The sequence below is a fragment of the Bartonella sp. A1379B genome (assembly GCF_002022485.1).
Lineage (GTDB): Bacteria > Pseudomonadota > Alphaproteobacteria > Rhizobiales > Rhizobiaceae > Bartonella > Bartonella rochalimae.
Genome location: NZ_CP019780.1, coordinates 773768 through 791255, shown reverse-complemented (window position 1 = coordinate 791255; position 17488 = coordinate 773768). Strand labels below are relative to the sequence as shown.

Below are 17488 nucleotides of genomic sequence, written 5' to 3'. Positions count from 1 at the left end.
AGATAAGAAGAATACAATAGAATTATTTTTATAGATCAAGGAGAGAAAGGTGCATGTTGATTTAAAATTTTGTGTTTGAAGGTTTTAAAATTGTATAGGAAAATTATGGCAGGAATTGAAAACACATTCAATACTAATATCTTCAAAAAAGTACAGCTGTTAAGTTATGGTATCTATAGGGTATTACAATTTTTTATTTACGACTTTTGTAATGGAATTAATTATATCTGTTTCTTTGAGAAAAGAGCACTATTTAAAATTTTATAATCAGTGTGTTGTTTAGATAGAGATAGGTTTTTGAACTAAACGTTATCCAAAATGCTAGAATTGGATAAAAAAAAACAAATTATAAAGGAAAAGAATTTCTTTTTTGCAATATGAATGCAAAAAAAAACACAGTTAAGTGTTTTTTTTTCTATTGTTGATTTTAACTTAATTTATCTACTTTTTTATCAGTATTATTGGATGAGAAAAGGTTTTATAAGCTTGTTTGATAAAAAACTGAAGTGTTTGTTGAATATCATAATTTTAAGGGAGTACTTAATAAATGCTTATTCTGAGGATGAATATGTATTCATTTTTAAATGGAACCTTCCTTTTTTTCTTAATTTTTCTGACCAATGTTTTCTCTAGTTTTTGTGCATGGGGAGCTTTAACATCGCCAACTGCGATAGTTGTACAGTCAATAGAGTTACAATCAGTGGATAGAATTATTCAACAACAAGAAACGGTTATTGATACTCTTGTACAGGATATTAAAATTTTACAAACAAATTTAGAAAGCAAACCAGAAAATGAACATTTTTTGACAAAATGGAGATTACAAGCACGAGATATCAGTAAACGAGCTTTGGCAGGAGCGTTTGTTTTGCGGACTTCTCTTAATGAAATTAATGAGATTATGAACCAGTTGAACGCACTAGATGATAATCGAAAAAATTTCGGAAGCGAAAGAAAAAAATACTCAGATATCCTACAACAAAAAAATAGAATTAATAATGCACTTCATAAATTGGAGGCAATATTTTTAGCTGCAAATGAGATAGTAAAAGTTACAATTTCTCAGTCTCGAGAGCTTTTTGGATATATGTTTAAACAAGTTAAATTTTCAACGTCAATGGTTCAAGAGGTTGTTGAAAAAACAAAAGAGGCCTTTTCAAACGTTACTTTATTTTTTGATTCTTGGTGGAAATTTGCATTTTATTTTAAACCTCTACAATTATTTTGTGCTTTTTTTATTCCATTTATTGTTACCTTAGGTCTTTCATATTTTTCTAGTAAATTTATTGGGTATGTAAAGTATGATGTTTTCAAAGAAAATGATGAGGTATCTTATCTACAACGTTTATTGGTTGTTTTGATTTCAATTTTACTGCCTTCTTTTGTATGTGCTATTTATGTTTATCTGACATTATTTTTATTTCGCAGTTTTGGTTTAAATTTAGGGACACTTACAGACGTATTTCATACGATTGGGCATCAAATTATATTGGTCTTTTTGTTGAATCGTGTAGCAGTTATCCTTTTATCACCGTATAGACCGCATATACGTCCTTTAAATGTTACACCATTGGCAGCATATCAATTGATAGTTTGTATAACTCTTTTAGGTGTGGTGTTTGCATTAGATACAGTTCTGGATAGTATCTATCGAATGATATCAGCATCTTTTTCTTTGATTATTGCGAAAAGTTTTATTGCTGTTTTCCTTATAGGAGTCTTGTTGTTTATTATCTCGTTTATACCTTTGCAATTTAGACGCCAAAGTACAAGAGAGGAAACTCCATCTTGGCTGTTGTGTATACGTATTCTACCGATGACACTTGGATTATTGTTAATTGTAATGAATTTCTTAGGTTATATTGGTTTTGCTCGTTTTATTATGCAACAGATTGTGATCTGTAGTACATTTTTAGTGTTGATGTATTTGGGGATGCGAAGCGCTTATGCCATGGGAAACGAAGGAGAGCTTATCAGAACGAATGTTGGTCGTGCTTTGATGAAAAGGTTTCATTTAGAAGAAAAAACAATGAATCGATTGGGGATTGTTAGCAGTATTTTTTTCAATTTGGTTGTTATTGTATTTTGTGCAATGCCAATTTTTATGCAGTTTGGTTTTTCGTATTCCGATATAAAAACAATATTGTGGCAATTAATGACTAATATTCAAATTGGGAATATATCTATTTCTTTGATTTCTATTATCATAGGAATAATTTTCTTTTTTGTTTGTTTGTTTGTTAGCCGCTTATTTATTAGTTGGTTAGATAGTACAATAATGGTGCGTGGAGAGTTCGATTCTGGTGTACGTAATTCTATCAAAACGGTCATAAATTATGTTGGTATTGCTTTATCAGCCTTAGTAGGATTATCAATTGCAGGATTAAATGTTAGAAATTTTGCGCTTATTGCTGGTGGGCTTTCACTTGGTATTGGTTTTGGTTTGCAGAACATTGTCCAGAATTTTGTGTCTGGTCTTATTATTTTAATTGGGCGGCCATTTAAATTGGGGGACTATATAGAAGTTGGATCAGTACATGGTATTGTAAAACGTATTAGTGTACGTGCGACAGAACTTGAAACATTTCAGCGACAAACAATTATTGTTCCCAATTCAAGCCTTATTAATAATAATGTGAGTAATTGGACCCGTCCTAGTAAAATGGGGAGGATTGATATACCTCTCACTGTTGCGATTAACGTTGATCCAGAACGTGTTGTTGAAATGTTATTAGAGGTTGCTTCAACAATAGAAGGAATTTTAAAAAATCCTGCACCACAGGTAAGTTTTACAGCATTTGATAGTAAGAATTTTTCATTTACTTTAGCTGTTTATGTGTCCAATATTACTTCTACATCTAAGGTGACTAATGCACTTCGTTTTGTACTTTATAAACGTTTTGTGAAAGAAGGAATTTTGGAATGCTAAAATATGGCTTTATTTTTATTGTGATGATCCCTCAACGGTGAAAAATACTGTCTCAGAGATGTAATAGTTTTTCTGAAGGGAATGTATTTTTCAAGTATTTGGTTAGATCCTGGTTAAGCCATTAAAATGTTTAGAGAGAGCTACTTTATTATCGTTTTCAGGTAAGAATTTTGTTGTAAAAGCAGAAGGTCTTATGGAAGATCAGTGAAGATAAAGAATTGTTCAAATAAGGTAGTTTAAAATTTGAATATAAAAAAGGTTAATTGTTTTTTTCAAGTATTTTGTACAAGAATTGTACACTTTATTTTCATTAAAGAAATTTTCTATATTTTATGTTTATAAATAAACATTATTTATTTTAAATAAGCTGTTTAAATAAAGAACCAAATTTTTATTGTTATTAGAATAGAAATTTATACTAAATAGATATTAGTATTTTTTAGGAATATTATTATTTGCTATAAAATAATCTTTGAAGTTTATTTCTAGATCAAAATATGCTTTTTTTATAACTTTAAGGTCTTGTTATTTGCAATAGGAAAATTTAAATTTATTCAGCTGCCATTTTATCATAAGTGATAGTATGATTATCTGTGAGATATAAAGTGCTCAATGCGTGTTGCTTGTTGTTCATCAAGGTTTTGAAGTTCAATTTAAATATGTCTATGGGAAAGTATTATTATGCATGTTTATTACGATAGTGATGCAGACGTTAATTTAATTAAAGAAAAGAAAGTGGCTATTATTGGTTACGGTTCTCAAGGACGTGCGCATGCATTAAATCTTAAAGATTCTGGTGTTAAAGATATAAAAATTGCTTTGCGATTAGAGTCAGCAACAGTCAAAAAAGCTGAAACAGATGGTTTTGAGGTTGTGAATGTTGTTGATGCAACAAAATGGGCAGACTTCATTATGATGGCAGTGCCTGATGAATTACAAGCCGATCTTTATAAAGATTCTATTCGTGATTATTTGCGTGATGGAGCAGTAATTGCTTTTGCTCATGGTTTGAGTATTCATTTTGGTTTAATTGAGGTCAAAAAAACAGTTGATGTCGTGATGATTGCACCCAAAGGGCCAGGATACAAAGTACGTAGTGCATATCAACGTTGTGGTGGTGTGCCTTGTTTAATCGCAGTTGAACAGGATAATTCAGGGCATGCGCATGATATAGCATTGTCTTATGCTTGTAATATTGGTGGTGGACGTGCTGGTGTGATTGAAACAACATTTAGAGAAGAATGTGAAGCAGACTTATTCGGAGAACAAGTCGTACTTTGTGGTGGGCTTGTCGAGCTTATTCGTGCAGGCTTTGAAACACTTACAGAAGCAGGTTATGCGCCAGAAATAGCCTATTTTGAGTGTTTACATGAAGTTAAATTAATTGTGGATCTTCTTTATGAAGGTGGTATCGCAAACATGAATCGTTCAATTTCTAATACAGCTGAGTGGGGCGAGTATGTATCTGGTCCCCGTTTAATTACTAATGAAATTAAGGCTGAAATGAAACGTATTTTGAAAGATATTCAGACAGGTAAATTTGCATCAGATTGGATACAAGAATGTAAAGCGGGTTCTGCACGTTTTAAAAGTATGCGGCGTTTAAATGATATCCATCCTATTGAGGAAGTTGGTAAAAAAATTCGTGCTATGATACCATCGATTAAAGAGTGCAACTAAATTTTATATTGAACTAATAAAAACTGATGAACTATCTCTAAAAGAGTAATCTTTGATATATTTTTATATGAAAATTTATTCTTTATTTTTTCTGAAAATAAAGTACATGCTTTCTAAGAAAATAAACCACAGTGGAGTGTACTTTAGAGCTATTAAAGTATCAGATTCTAATGTTAATAAAAAAAGAATAAATATAAAAAAAGCTAAGACAAACCAACACATTAAAGTCCCTCCTGGCATTTTATACGTAGAAGTAATGTGTTGCATAGGATAATCACGACGATAAATAATATAGCTGATTAAAATTATAGACCATACAAATATAAATAAAATAGCTGCAATGGTAGTAATAATTGTAAAAGCACTTATAGTCGTTGGAGATAATGACAAAAGTATATAGCTTAACAAAACACATAAACAAGAGAAGAATAATGCATTGGCCGGAACATAATTTTTAGAAAGTTTTCCTAAAAAACTAGGTGCTCCTCGTTTAGTCGCAAGACCATATATCATCCTGCTTGTAGAAAAAATGCCGCTATTTGCTGAAGATGCTGCTGACATGAGAACAATGAAATTAACTAATCCAGCAGCAGTTGGAATACCAGCTAGCAAAAACATTTCTACAAATGGGCTTTTATCTGAAGCAACTTGATTCCAAGGGGTAACGGACATAATTACAATGAGAGAGAAGATATAAAAGAGTATAATACGAATAGGGATTGAATTGATCGCTTTTGGTAAAATTTTTCCTGGTTCTTTGACTTCAGCTGCAATTGTTCCAGCAAGTTCAATACCAACGAAGGAAAAAATACTAATTTGAAATCCAGCAAAGAATCCCCCAAGACCTCGGGGAAAAATATCTCCATCATTCCATACATTACGGAGAGAAGAAAGAGTACCATGTGGGGAGGTAAAGCCAATAAAAATCATATAAAATCCAATAATAATTAATGCTAAAATTGCTAAAATTTTGATCAGGCCAAACCAAAATTCAAGTTCACCAAATAATTTTACTGCGACAAGATTAAATATTAAAAAGAAAACAATACAGATGAGCACAGGAATCCATGGATTGAGCTCAGACCACCAAAATTGTGCATAACTGGCTATCGCAATAATATCTGCTGTTCCAGTTACTATCCAACATAACCAATAAGTCCAGCCGATAAAAAATCCAACCTTTGGTCCCAAAAAATGAGCTGAAAAATCAATAAAAGACCGATATTGTGTATTTGAAAGCAGTAATTCTCCCATAGCACGCATTACAAAATAAAGTATGCAACCAATAATAGCATAAACTAATATGATTGAAGGGCCAGCAATACTAATTGTCTTCCCAGATCCCATAAATAGACCAGTTCCAATAGCACCACCAATGGCAATGAGTTGTACATGACGATTGTCTAATCCACGTTGTAATTTCCTTTGATGATTTTCAGCTAAATTTTGTTTATAGTCCATTTTTATGAAGACCTCCTTATTATTAAGGCTAAATTACGCTAATCAAAAAGGCAATTACTCGTATAAAGGCATGATATGAGTGAATCGCAAAAAAGAAAACATTTTTAATGATTTTAGATAATGTATCGATTGAGAAAATTAAGCGAGTTGATAAAGATTTGATTGCTGTGTTGAGACGAGTAACAATAGAAACTCTTAGATATAATGCTTTAACTACTCTTTGGAAATTGATATTATTTTTTTACTGGGGTAATGCATAAACGTTATTCTCGCTTATATAGGAAAAACTATTTTCATGCTTATCAATGTATTTTAATATCTGTTGGGTTGTAGGCGCTTTTGATTATTTTAATCATTTTTCTAAACCATTGATTACACATATTTTCGTTATATCTATTTTACTCAAAATTCATAATAGTATTAATATTATATGTTTATATTAGTACCATCATTTTACCTTTATATACTCAAAATTTTAAAGAAATCAATAAAATACTTTTTGTTTTTTATTGTTGATCCTCTAGAAAAAGATCAGGATTCTTAAGTAAAATAGCAGATTTTGTAAATGAAGCAGTTGAAGGTTAAGAGTCATATATTAGTTGTAATTTTCTTTTTTATAAATTGAAGTAACCAAGGCTAATTGTAGTACCGATTTCGCTTACTACGTTTGTTGGGATAGGGATGTTACATGCTATGATAGACTAAGAGATGTAACTTATATATATCGAGAAAGTTTTTCTAGATCGGCTTTTAGCTATTAAAGCTGAGTAAATCCAAGATAGTTTTAAAGTGGATAATATAGTTGTGGGAAGAAAATAATATTAATTTTTATTAGTGATGATGCAAAAAGGCTAAATTATGCTCTATTAGTATTACATCAAGAAAAAGCTATACTGAGGAGAAAGAGTTTGCGTTTATCAAATATTGTAATAAGTCTTGAAACTAAGGGCAATAATTAATATGCAGGGATAGATAATTAGAGAAATTTTTCTCAGTTGAAAGTTAGAGTTGTTATCCCACAAATTCCGAGTCTGTCTTCTTTTACTTAAGCTTTCTTTCTATATAAATTTAATGAATATGAGCAATCAAAACAGCTTTTTGATTAGCATGGATCATTAGGGATAGCTTCTGCTTGTTTGCAACATAAGTGGGCTTTATACGAGTACATTTATAGCTTATAATCTATTTCAAGATGATATTTTGTGCAAGCCTCAGTAAAAATAGCACCATTACGAGGTAAATCACATAAATGTTTTTTTGAATAGGGGGATAAATTTTAGTAACAAGTTATCTTTTTATTGAATCTTAATTTCCGATACTTAACAATGTCTCATGTTTAGACAAGCTCGTAGTATTGATTATTTTTAGGGAGACGTGATTAATAATAGTGCGTGATTGGTAGTTGTTTAGCAAAATTATGATCATTCCTGAAAAAGACCCTGTTATTTCATTTGATAGTAAATTTCAATAGTAAATTTCATTTGCGGATAATTATAGAGGCAAAGAAGATCTGCATTTTTCAACTCGATATATTCAGTTTGGCTACAGAATTTTCTTTAAGGATTGATACCTAATTGTTTGATATAATGGTAATTTTTATGATCGTTTATTTAGCATAAGCTTTTTAAAGTAAAATTTTCTGGACTAGTTTTTCATTTGAAATACACTAATATAGCTCTAATTCATTTATCAGGAAGTTATCCGAGAAAACTAAAAAAGAACAAAAAGGGTTAAAATATAATAGAAGTTGCAGTAGTTATAATATTTTTTTAGCTAGTTGTTATTATTCTTTATATTCAGAAATTATTCATTACAAGGATAATGAAGGTTTTGTTAAAGTTCTTTCATATAAAAACAGACTGATTTATTATTATATTAATAGTCTACGATACATGTACCCATTAGGGTAGGTAAATATGTATTTTTATTTAGACAAGAAAAAATTATAATTTTAGTACTTTATTGAAAATTACTGAAAATCCGAGTGTAATTAGAACTGTTAATTTTTATAGGATATTCTTTGTTTGCAGCCTGTAACATTTCTAATTTTAAATCTTCTCTTATCATTGTATCTATATTAGTACGTATATCAGACGAAAGAGTATGAGCTGTAATATCTTCAGGTACGATTGATGTCGTTATTTTATAAACAATACGATTTGTCGCATTTACACCTTTTACTACGCCGTAATGATCTTTGGTACCATAAAAAAGTGCTTTAACTCCTTCAACGCCGAAGATTTGTGATGGATCTTGGCGCCGGAGAGCTGGAGTTGTTTGTTTTATGATACCAAGCTCAGTTGCAAGAGCATCAAGACTTTTTCCTTTAGCGAGTTGTTTGAGGATATCTTGGGCTTTTTCATCAAGAAGACGTTGGATTTCTTCTTCTTTCCATTGGACAATGGCATTTTGTTTTACTTCTGAAAGTGTTCTATCACGGGCAGGGATAATCGTATCAACTTGATACCAGAGATATCCTCCTTCTGGAAGAGAAAGAGGATCCACATCAATACCTTCATGTGATTGATAAATAGCATTTAATAAAACCTCTTTTTGAGGTAGGTCTGTGAGTATGATTCCTTCAGTTGTTTTTCCCGTTTTATCAATAGTAATTTTGCGGTGAGGCAATTTATATTGTTTTGCTAACTCTGTAAGAGAAGCACCTTTAAAACGAGCATTTTCAATTTCTGTATACTTATTGCGCAGATGAGTTACAGCATAGTTTTGGGCAAGCGTTTGACGAATATCGTTTTCTACCTTTTGAAGGGGAATTTGAGTTGAGGGTGTAATATGTACAACGCGAATAATGACAGGACCTTGCAGATCATTAATGACAGCACTAATTTCTCCTTTTTTGAGTTCAAAAATCTCAGATGCTAAATGATTAGGAAGCTCATTTTCTGCTAGAGGCCCCCTCGTTATATCACTGAGGTTTTTTTTCTCTTCTTTAACTAAAGCATCAAAACTTAAGCCCTCTGCTATTTTTTTTGCTGCATTATCAGCGGCTTCACGTGTAGAAAAACGAAGTTCTTCAATTATACGTTTTTCAGGAGTAATAAAACGCGAGGTATTTTGAGTATAATAAGTCTGTATTTCATTTACTGATATGTTTTGTGGTTTTAAAAATTCTTCTGATGTTATAGAGAATAAAGAGACAGTACGATATTCTGGAGCACGAAATTTATTCTTGTGAGTATCAAACCATTTTTCTAATATCTCTGGATTAGGATCAGCAATTTTTTTCTCTTTTTTTAGGTCTATAACAAGATAATCAGCGATACGTTTTTCTTCGTGATAAGTAGCAAGTGCTTTATAAAAAATATCGGGCGCTCTCATACCAGCTAATGAAGCTGAAATAAGCTGATTACGTTTTTCTTTTTTTGTATAGTATTTTAAGAAATTATTTTCGTTAGTCTGTAATTGTTGAAGATAGTTGAGAAATAAATCGCGATTAAAAACTCTGTTATACTGAAAAATATCGTCATTACCAATGATACGGGCTATCATATCTTTTGAAAGATTAATTTTCATTTTACGCGCTTGTTCATCAAAAAGCACATCCTGTTGCAACTGATTGAGAACAAAAAAGGGAATTTTATATCTCTGTATTTCATCTGGTGTAAACATTCGTCTAAGATTAGAAGTAAGGGCTAAACGTAAACTTTGGTCAGCAAGTGCGAGATGATAAGTATCAACAGTTATTGTGGATTTTCCGGAAGTAAGAAGCTCATTTTTATTCGTTGTATGTAATTGTGGTACACCCCATAGAAGGATAAAGCACAAAAGCAAAGTGCTAAGAAAAATCTTAGCAACCCAAGAATTTACAGAGTTTCTCATGGTTTTAAGCATTATTCAATTAATCCTATAATTGGGTATATTGATTATCAGCAATGATAGAATTTGCAATAAAGATGAAGAAGATGCAAGCTTAAAGACTTGCTTTCGTTGTATAATTTGATACTTAAAGCAAAAAAAATATTAAGATAGCCTTTGAGGTGAAAATATGGCTTCGGATCTTCGACCTTTGGTTGCTGGAAATTGGAAAATGAATGGAACAGGCGAATCTCTTGGAGAGCTGCGCGCTATTGCTGCTGGTGTTAGCTCTGATTTGGGTCGTTTGTTTGAAGCACTTATTTGTATTCCAGCCACACTTTTGTCACGTGCTTCTGAAATATTACATGATGAAAAGCTTCTTTTAGGAGGGCAAAACTGCCATTTTAACAGCAGTGGCCCTTATACCGGAGATGTTTCGGCATTTATGCTTAAAGAGGCCGGAGCGAGTTATGTTATTATTGGACATTCAGAACGTCGTATAGCCTATCATGAAAATGATGCTATTGTTTGTGCTAAAGTAAAAGCTGCATGGCGAGAAGATCTTGTTCCTCTTGTTTGTATTGGTGAGACGTTGGAGGAGCGTGAAGGTGGTAAGGTATTTGATGTCCTCATACAGCAACTTGAGGATTCTTTGCCAGATGATTCAACAGGAGAGAATATAGTTATTGCTTATGAGCCGGTATGGGCTATAGGCACAGGAAAAGTTCCTGCTTTGACAGATGTTGAGAAGATCCACAGTTTTATTCGTGAGAAGATTAGTTTTCGCTTTGGTGATGAGGGGTGTAAAATACGCCTGCTTTATGGTGGATCAGTAACGCCATCTAATGCATTTGAGCTTTTGAGTATTCCCCACGTTAATGGTGCTTTGATCGGTGGAGCAAGCCTAAAAGCAGTTGATTTTTTAAATATTTGCGATGTTTATCGTAGATTATAAGGAGAAAATCATAATTACCCCTTGGATTATACTTAATTTGTGTGTAGGTAGTTGTGAGTAATTATTAAAGAGCAGAATTTATGCAAACAGTACTCATTGTTATTCATTTTTTGGTTGTTATTGCTTTGATTGGTGTTGTGTTACTTCAGCCTTCAGAAGGCGGTGGGCTTGGAGGTGGTGGCTCAAGCTTTATGAGTACGCGTGGTGCCAAAAGTGCATTGACGCGCTTGACAACTATTTTAGCGGCTTGTTTTTTCATGACATCAATTGGACTTATTGTGATTGGAAACTTATCAAATTCTAGTTCTGATATTCTCAATCGTATTCCAGTTAATTCAGGACAAAATTCAACAAAAGAGAATGAATCAGGGAGTGCGCCATCAGTTGAGGGTGAAGCTCAGCCTTCTATTATTGATCAATTGGGCAGTGGTCCTGCATCTTCTCAACAACAAAATGGCTTAGCTATACCTGAAAATGAAGATCCACTTCCTCCACCAGTAGGTAATCCGATTTCTAAATAATAAGCCTAAATAGTTTTATGTAGAGTTGGTATAGATCATTATGGAATATGGTTTTTCTACATTTTTGTTTTATGAAAGAGAGATTATTTTTTTTCATTTTTTGCTGGAAAAATCATTATGAATTATTTATCATCATAATCCCATGGCACGTTATATTTTTATTACTGGTGGTGTGGTTTCTTCTCTTGGAAAGGGCATTGCAGCGGCAGCTTTGGCTGCATTACTTCGCGCTCGTGGTTATCACGTGCGGATCCGAAAGCTTGATCCTTATTTGAATGTTGATCCAGGAACAATGTCGCCTTATCAACATGGTGAAGTATTTGTCACTGATGATGGTACAGAAGCAGATCTTGATCTTGGCCATTATGAGCGTTTTACTGGGTATTCTACAAATAGCCAAGATAATATTACGACGGGGCGTATTTATCGCAATATCATTGAACGAGAACGGCGTGGTGATTATTTAGGAGCAACTGTTCAGGTTATTCCACATGTGACAGATGAAATTAAGACATTCATTACTACAGGGAATGAAGAATTTGATTTTATCTTGTGTGAAATAGGTGGAACCGTTGGTGATATTGAAGCTATGCCTTTTCTTGAAGCAATTCGTCAATTGCATAATGAATTGCCAAAGCAAAGTGCTATTTATATGCATCTCACATTAATGCCCTATATTTCTTCAGCAGGAGAATTAAAGACAAAGCCGACACAACACTCTGTTAAAGAGCTGCGAGCAATTGGTATTGTTCCTGATATTCTTTTAGTGCGTACAGATCGCTCTATTCCAGAGGCAGAACGGCACAAGTTATCGCTTTTTTGTAATGTTCGTCCAAGTGCAGTTATTCAGGCATTAGATGTTCCAACAATTTATGATGTGCCTATAGCGTATCATAAAGAAGGCTTAGATTTGCAAGTCCTCTCTGCTTTTGGAATTGATTGTGCTCCTGAACCGGATATGGATTGTTGGAAAGATATTACATATCGGATTCATCATCCTGAAGGAGAAGTTACGATTGCAATTGTTGGAAAATATACTGGTTTGAAAGATGCTTATAAATCTCTTATCGAAGCGATTGTGCATGGTGGAGTAGCAAATAAAGTAAGGGTTAATATTGAGTGGATTGAAGCAGAGCTTTTTGAGAAAGAAGATCCTACGTCTTATTTAAAAAAGGTTCACGGGATTTTAGTTCCTGGAGCTTTTGGTGCGCGTGGTGCAGAAGGTAAAATCGAAGCGATTCGATTTGCAAGAGAAAATAAGATTCCCTTTTTAGGTATTTGTTTGGGTATGCAATTAGCTTGTATTGAGGTTGCACGCAATGTCGCAAATATTAAAAATGCTTCATCAAGTGAATTTTGCAAAACAAATGATACAGTTGTCGGTTTAATGACTGAATGGTTTAAGGGAGATGTTTTTGAAAAGCGCACTGAATTTGGAAATCTTGGCGGCACAATGCGTCTTGGTTCTTTTGTGGCTGAATTAAAAAAAGGTAGCCATATTTCGGGAATTTATGGTACCACAAAGATTTATGAGCGGCATCGTCACCGTTATGAGGTGAATATTCATTATAAAGATAGGCTAGAACAATGTGGGTTGATTTTTTCTGGCATGTCGTCAGATGGTATGTTGCCAGAAACAGTAGAATATATAGATCATCCGTGGTTTATCGGTGTTCAATATCATCCAGAATTAAAGTCGCGTCCATTTGATCCTCATCCACTTTTTTCTTCTTTTATCAAAGCTACTGTGAAGCAAAGTAAGTTAGGGTAGTTCATAAATTTATTTGCTTACTTTCGAGGAATAAAATGTTTAAATCAAACATTACTGTTAAAGTTGGAAATGTTGTTTTTTCAAATGAAGCACCACTTTCTTTAATTGCAGGTCCTTGTCAGATGGAGAGTCGAGATCATGCTTTTGAAATGGCGGGGCGGATTAAAACAATTGTTGATCAGTTTGGTATTGGTTTTGTTTATAAATCTAGTTACGATAAAGCCAATAGAACATCTTTAAGTGCGACACGTGGTATTGGTCTTGAAAAAGCAATAGTTATTTTTTCTGATCTTAAGAAGGAATTTGGATGTCCAGTTCTGACTGATGTGCATACAGAAGAGCAATGTATGGCCGTTGCTTCAGTTGTAGATGTTTTGCAAATACCAGCTTTTTTATGTCGTCAAACAGATCTTTTAGTTGCAGCAGCTAGAACAGGGCGTGTTATTAATATTAAAAAGGGACAATTTTTAGCTCCTTGGGATATGGAAAATGTCTTAGAGAAAGTGACAAAAAGTGGTAATCCTAACGTTATGCTTTGTGAGCGAGGTACTTCATTTGGTTATAATCGTTTAGTATCTGATATGCGTTCATTACCAATTATGCGTTCATTCGGTGCTCCTGTTATTTTTGATGCTACGCATTCTGTGCAGGAGCCAGGTGGTCAAGGGAGTTCATCTGGTGGACAACGTGAGTTTGTTGAAGTATTAGCACGTGCTGCTGTTTCTATTGGAGTTGCTGGTATTTTTTTGGAAACACATCAAGATCCGGATAATGCGCCGTCTGATGGTTTGAATATGATCAAAATTGATAATTTATACAGATTACTTGAAATTTTGATAGATTTTGATCGTTTAGCAAAAAAACAAATTCAATATTGAGTATAGGAAGTATTTTAGCACTATGTTGTTTGTGAATAAAATTAATAAGGATTTTTGCTGGATGAGGGATTTCATATGACTATAATTACAGGTATTATTGGGCGTGAAGTTCTTGATAGTCGTGGTAATCCGACTGTAGAAGTTGATGTTCATTTAGAAGATGGAGCTTTTGGTCGTGCTATTGTTCCTTCAGGCGCATCGAAAGGTGCGCATGAAGCTGTAGAACTTCGTGATGGTGGTTTGCGTTATCAAGGTAAAGGTGTTAAAAACGCTGTTGCTGCAGTTAATGGTGAAATTTTTGAGGTTCTTATCGGAAAAGATGCAAGAAACCAAAGAGAAATTGATCAAACAATGATTGATTTGGATGGAACACCTAATAAATCTCGTCTTGGTGCTAATGCTATTCTTGGTGTTTCATTGGCAGTTGCAAAAGCTGCGGCAGAATCATTAAACTTACCCTTGTATCGTTATATTGGTGGTACGCAAGCGCATGTTCTTCCTACTCCAATGATGAATATTATGAACGGGGGTGTTCATGCTGATAATCCGATCGATTTTCAAGAGTTTATGATTATTCCAATCGGGGCTCCTACATTGAAGGAAGCAGTTCGTTATGGTGCTGAAATTTTTCATACGTTAAAAAAACATTTGCAAAATGCGGGCTATAATACCAATGTTGGTGATGAGGGTGGCTTCGCACCTAATCTTAGGGATGCTAGTCAAGTAATTGATTTTATTTTAGATTCTATAATATCGTGTGGATATAAACCAGGTAAAGAAATTGCTATTGGTTTAGATTGTGCTTCAACAGAGTTTTATAAAAATGGTTCATATTTTTACGAAGGTGAGAATAAATATCGTAATACACAAGAACAGATAAAATATTTGACTCAACTTGTTGATACTTATCCTATTATTACAATTGAAGATGGGATGGCCGAAGATGACTGGGAGGGTTGGAAGTTACTAACTGGTTCGATTGGTAAAAAATGTCAGTTGGTTGGTGATGATCTGTTTGTCACAAATTCAGCACGTTTACGCAATGGTATAAAAATGGGTGCAGCGAATTCTATTCTTATTAAACTGAATCAGATTGGGACTTTAAGTGAAACTCTTGGTGCTATAGAAATAGCCCATAAAGCAGGTTATCGTGCTGTTATTTCCCATCGTTCAGGTGAGACAGAAGATTCTCTGATTGCGGATCTTGCGGTTGCGACTAACTGTGGACAAATTAAGACGGGCTCATTGGCACGTTCGGATAGATTAGCGAAATATAATCAACTTATTCGTATTGAAGAAATGTTAGGAAAACAGGCTCGTTATGCAGGTAATTTTTATCATTAATGGTTTTTAGCAGAAAGATGGAAAACATTGTATGTTAAATATAATTTACAATGACAAACTTAAGCATTTATAGACAGCATTTTAATATACTGAGTTTTTTGAGAGGTAAGAGTGAGAGGTATAGTTATTAGCCAAGATCAGGGCATTTATCTTGTATCAGGTGATGATGGCAAGCGTTATCAATTTGCGACTTGGGATTGGTTAGGAAAAAATTCACCACAAATTGGTGATTATCTTGATTTTGTATGTGAAGATGGGGTTGCTAAGTCTGTATTTCCGATTTTAAAAAAAGAAACAAAACAATTAAAATTGATGCTTGCACTTATTTGTTGGTTTACTGGTATGTTTGGTATTCACCGTTTTATAGTTGGTAAAATTGGGACTGGTATTGTAATGCTTGTTCTTTCTTTATCAGTTGTAGGATTAGTCGTTACTACGGTTTGGGCAATTATTGATTTTATCTTTATTTTATCGGGAAACTTTACTGATAAAAACGGGAATAAAATTACGTATTAGCAGGTCTTTATTGCGCTAAGATAGTTTAAAGAAGGTAATAAACTACTTGTGTATGATTGTTTTGGTAATGAGGTGTTAATTAAAATAATGCATAGTTAAAATAAATCTTAAAAAAGACTGTGCTGTATGTGGACAAAACAAAAACAGAGATCAATAAAAGCGCGCTTTATATTACCGCTCATAACAGTGGGGGTGTTAGGTTATTTTAGTTATCATATTTATCATGGGAAATATGGACTTTATTCACGTAGCAAGATTAATCAACATATTATTGAGTTGCAAGAAGAACTTCATCAAGTAAAAGCTGAGCGGATATCTATTGAAAAGCGTATTTCTCTTTTACGTGATGGCCATATTGAGAAGGATATGCTCGATGAGTATGTTCGGAAAAATTTAAACTTTTCCAAGCCGAATGAGCTAACAATTTTAATTTCTCCTTCTGATCTGAATGAATTAGAAGTTAATTAAGCTAAAGAGATATTTTAAACAATTACTATAGTATAGTTTGAATTGATTTATAATACTTGTAACTTTTATTCGTAGAGGTTATTTCTAATAATCATTGAAGGGAGTTTAAGTATGGCAGGACGGGCTAAAAAAAGTTCTATGTCGACAGTGTATGCTGGATCATCAGATACTACTAAAACGGCACAGATAGCTAATTTCACCAAAGAAGAAGAAATTGATGCTTATCGTGAAATGCTTTTGATTCGGCGTTTTGAGGAAAAAGCGGGACAATTGTATGGTATGGGTTTGATTGGTGGCTTTTGTCACCTTTATATCGGACAAGAAGCTGTTATTACTGGTACATTAAAAGCAACAAAAGCAGGTGATCAAATTATTACATCTTATCGTGATCATGGTCATATGTTAGCAGCTGGTATGAGTCCACGTGGTGTGATGGCAGAATTAACGGGGCGTCAAGGTGGTTTTTCTAAAGGAAAAGGTGGCTCGATGCATATGTTTTCTAAGGAAAAAAATTTTTATGGGGGACATGGTATTGTTGGTGCGCAGGTTCCAATTGGCTCAGGTCTCGCATTTTCGAATCAGTATCTTGGTAAAGATAATGTGACATTAGTTTATTTTGGTGATGGGGCTGCAAATCAAGGGCAGGTTTATGAGAGTTTTAACATGGCTGCACTTTGGAAACTTCCTGTCATTTATATTATTGAGAATAATCAGTATGCTATGGGGACATCTGTCTCGCGCGCATCTGCAGAGACTGATTTTTCTCGCCGAGGTCTTTCTTTTGATATTCCAGGCATTGCTGTTGATGGTATGGATGTTCGTGCAGTGAAAAAAGCTGCTGACGAAGCAATTGTTTGGGCACGTTCGGGTAAAGGACCAATTATTCTTGATATGCAAACTTATCGCTATCGTGGTCATTCTATGTCTGATCCGGCGAAATATAGGTCAAAAGAAGAGGTAGAGAAAATAAAGTCTGAGCACGATCCGATTAATCAAGTAAAAAATCGGCTGATTAAACAAGGTTGGGTAAGCGAGGATGATTTAAAATTTATTGATAAAGAAGTACGTGCGATTGTAGCAGATGCAGCGGATTTTGCACAAAATGATCTAGAGCCAGATTCTTCTGAGCTCTATACTGATATTCTAGTTTAA

General features: G+C 33.6%; 12 protein-coding genes. 10 read left to right on the top strand and 2 right to left on the bottom strand.

Going from position 1 to position 17488, the window contains the following annotated elements; translation table 11 throughout:
* Positions 1-568 precede the first annotated feature (568 nt).
* Positions 569-2929 (top strand): mechanosensitive ion channel family protein, encoded by a 2361-nt coding sequence (locus BA1379B_RS03405; protein WP_078692384.1) that lies wholly within the window; start codon positions 569-571, stop codon positions 2927-2929.
* 681 nt (positions 2930-3610) lie between these two features.
* The gene (ilvC, locus tag BA1379B_RS03400) at positions 3611-4609 is read left to right on the top strand and encodes a ketol-acid reductoisomerase (protein WP_078673818.1); all 999 of its coding nucleotides are present in this window, start codon (positions 3611-3613) and stop codon (positions 4607-4609) included.
* Positions 4610-4684: 75 nt separating this feature from the next.
* Here the strand turns inward: ilvC and BA1379B_RS03395 are convergent, their stop codons facing one another.
* Entirely contained in the window at positions 4685-6070 is a 1386-nt protein-coding gene (locus tag BA1379B_RS03395; RefSeq protein ID WP_035007308.1) for an amino acid permease, read from the bottom strand.
* 1959 nt (positions 6071-8029) lie between these two features.
* Complete coding sequence (locus tag BA1379B_RS03390) at positions 8030-9919, bottom strand: peptidylprolyl isomerase (protein ID WP_078673817.1); 1890 nt, start codon at positions 9917-9919, stop codon at positions 8030-8032.
* Between the two features lie 154 nt (positions 9920-10073).
* On the opposite strand from BA1379B_RS03390, the gene tpiA reads away from it, so the two are divergent.
* The 8 genes from tpiA (at position 10074) to pdhA (ending at position 17488) form a co-directional block, all read left to right on the top strand.
* Positions 10074-10838: a triose-phosphate isomerase gene (gene tpiA, locus BA1379B_RS03385; protein ID WP_035007315.1), complete on the top strand. Its 765-nt coding sequence runs from the start codon at positions 10074-10076 to the stop codon at positions 10836-10838.
* Positions 10839-10918: 80 nt separating this feature from the next.
* Positions 10919-11359, top strand: coding sequence for a preprotein translocase subunit SecG (gene secG, locus BA1379B_RS03380; RefSeq protein ID WP_035007318.1), 441 nt, complete (start codon positions 10919-10921; stop codon positions 11357-11359).
* 142 nt (positions 11360-11501) lie between these two features.
* Positions 11502-13130 (top strand): CTP synthase, encoded by a 1629-nt coding sequence (locus BA1379B_RS03375; RefSeq protein WP_078673816.1) that lies wholly within the window; start codon positions 11502-11504, stop codon positions 13128-13130.
* A gap of 35 nt (positions 13131-13165) precedes the next feature.
* Positions 13166-14008, top strand: a complete 843-nt coding sequence (gene kdsA / locus BA1379B_RS03370) for a 3-deoxy-8-phosphooctulonate synthase (RefSeq protein WP_078673815.1) — start codon at positions 13166-13168, stop codon at positions 14006-14008.
* A 75-nt stretch (positions 14009-14083) separates the two neighbouring features.
* On the top strand, positions 14084-15352 hold the full coding sequence (eno, locus tag BA1379B_RS03365) for a phosphopyruvate hydratase (protein WP_078673814.1): 1269 nt from the start codon (positions 14084-14086) through the stop codon (positions 15350-15352).
* Between the two features lie 111 nt (positions 15353-15463).
* Complete coding sequence (locus BA1379B_RS03360; RefSeq protein ID WP_035007323.1) at positions 15464-15868, top strand: TM2 domain-containing protein; 405 nt, start codon at positions 15464-15466, stop codon at positions 15866-15868.
* Positions 15869-15994: 126 nt separating this feature from the next.
* The gene (locus BA1379B_RS03355) at positions 15995-16336 is read left to right on the top strand and encodes an FtsB family cell division protein (RefSeq protein ID WP_035007325.1); all 342 of its coding nucleotides are present in this window, start codon (positions 15995-15997) and stop codon (positions 16334-16336) included.
* Between the two features lie 111 nt (positions 16337-16447).
* Complete coding sequence (gene pdhA / locus BA1379B_RS03350; protein WP_078692383.1) at positions 16448-17488, top strand: pyruvate dehydrogenase (acetyl-transferring) E1 component subunit alpha; 1041 nt, start codon at positions 16448-16450, stop codon at positions 17486-17488.